The sequence below is a fragment of the Stenotrophomonas sp. HMWF003 genome, assembly GCF_003061285.1.
GTDB classification, from domain to species: domain Bacteria; phylum Pseudomonadota; class Gammaproteobacteria; order Xanthomonadales; family Xanthomonadaceae; genus Stenotrophomonas; species Stenotrophomonas maltophilia_AP.
In genome coordinates, this window is the sequence record NZ_QAIW01000417.1 from 1 (window position 1) to 1,846 (window position 1,846).

Genomic DNA, 1,846 nt, shown 5'->3' on the forward strand with positions numbered 1-1,846 from the left:
TCGCTCGACGTTGCCCCCGCTTCTGACTCTTCATAGGCCACCGGTGGTCTGTCTGGGGTGGGGGTGTGTGGGTTCGCGGGACCCTGAGCCGCATGGATGCGGCGACGGAGCTTACATGGGTGAGGGCGCATTGCTTGCGAGGCACCGCCTCGCATGCGCCCGAACGCACAGCCGCCAGCGGCTGGGCCGGGCCGCAGAGCGGGACTTGCAGCGTGTCCCACGGACCCACACACCCCCGCCCAATCCAGCGATCGTTGCGCCAGAAGCCGTTGCGGTTGCTGTTGCCGTTGCTTCGGCTCCGCTTTGGCTTTGCGCGGAGCCGGCCAGCGGCCGGCACTACCCGACAGCCGGCCAGCGGGCGGCACTACCGCATCGCGCGGTCAGGGGGTGGGGCGTTCCAGGTGGGTCAGATACAGGCGCAGATCGAATTCCAGCTGGTGGTAATCCGCTTCCATGTGCGTGCACAGCTGATAGAAGGCCTTGTTGTGGTCCGATTCCTTCAGGTGGGCCAGCTCGTGCACCACGATCATCTTCAGGAACGGCGCTGGCGCCTCGCGGAACACCGTCGCGATCCGGATCTCGCGGCTCGCCTTCAGACGGCTGCCCTGCACCCGTGACACCGTCGTGTGCGTGCCCAGCGCGTGCTTCAGCACCTGCAGCTTGCTGTCGTAGACCACCTTCGACAGCGGCGCCGACTGCCGCAGATAGCGCTCCTTCAGCCCCTGCGTGTAGTCGTACAGCTGCCGATCATTGCGCACCGTATGCAGGTCCGCGTAGCGCCGTTCCAGCCACGGCCCCAGGCGGTCGCCCGCGATCAGCTCGCGCACCTGCTGCTGCAGGGCTTCGGGGTAACCGGCGAGGTATTTCAGGGCGGTCATGGACAACGTTTGGGACTGGGCGGACAGACCAGTATGATGGCCTCCGGAATCCCGCAACAACAGATGCACGCGTATGGCGAAGGCAAATCCCCTGCAGGAGCAGCTGCTCAAGGCCGGGCTGGTCAAGAAGTCCCAGGTCTCACAGGCCGCACGTGAACAGGTCAAGGCCCGTCACGGCAAGGCCCCCGTTGCGCCCAGCGAAAGCCAGCGCGAGGCAGACCGGCTGCGTGCCGAGAAAGCTGAACGCGATCGTGCCCTGGAGGCCGAGCGCAAGGAGAAGGCCCGCGCCCAGGAACTGCAGGCGCAGGTCCGGCAGATCATCGAGACCAACAAGGTCAAGCGTGACGGCGACAGCGAGTACCGCTTCAACGACGGCACCGTGATCCGCACCCTGCTGGTCAACGCTACCCTGCGCCGGCAGCTGGCGTCCGGCGCGCTGGTCATCGCCCGGTTCGGCGACGGCTTCGAGCTGCTGCCGCGTCCGGCCGCCGACAAGGTGCGTGAGCGCGATGCCAGCGCCATCGTGCTCGACAACGCCCAGCCCAGCGCCGAACCGAGCACCGGCAACGCCGACGACGATGCCTACTACGCCCAGTTCCAGGTGCCCGACGACCTGGTCTGGTAACACCCGGCTGAAGCATTCACGCCGCCGCCAAGGCGTTCAGCCGCACGTCGGCTGCGCCCGCGGGGCCGGGTCTATGCTGGTGGCCTGACACCGGCATGGGAGACACATCATGGCGACAGGTTGGGCAGGCGACGGCGCGGTGCAGGACCAGATCGACGCCACCGTTGACGACGCCATCCAGCGCGCCCGCGCGCAGCTCAAACAGGGCCCCGGGCTGACCCACTGCGAACACTGTGACGCACCCATTCCCGAGGCGCGGCGCAAGGCCGTGCCCGGCGTACGGTTGTGCGTGCGCTGCCAGGAAGAAGAGGACGCCGCGCAGCACGAAGGCGGCGGTTACAAC

The 1,846-nt window shown here is 67.6% G+C and carries 3 protein-coding genes; 2 read left to right on the forward strand and 1 reads right to left on the reverse strand.

From position 1 onward, the window contains the following. Positions 1–380 precede the first annotated feature (380 nt). Complete coding sequence (locus DBR34_RS17840) at positions 381–878, reverse strand: M48 family metallopeptidase (protein WP_128097777.1); 498 nt, start codon at positions 876–878, stop codon at positions 381–383. A gap of 73 nt (positions 879–951) precedes the next feature. Between DBR34_RS17840 and DBR34_RS17845 the strand changes: the two genes are divergently transcribed. Continuing rightward, on the forward strand, positions 952–1,503 hold the full coding sequence (locus tag DBR34_RS17845) for a DUF2058 domain-containing protein (RefSeq protein WP_128097778.1): 552 nt from the start codon (positions 952–954) through the stop codon (positions 1,501–1,503). A gap of 109 nt (positions 1,504–1,612) precedes the next feature. After that, the coding region (locus tag DBR34_RS17850; protein WP_258224094.1) for a DksA/TraR family C4-type zinc finger protein at positions 1,613–1,846 on the forward strand (234 nt) is incomplete at its 3' end.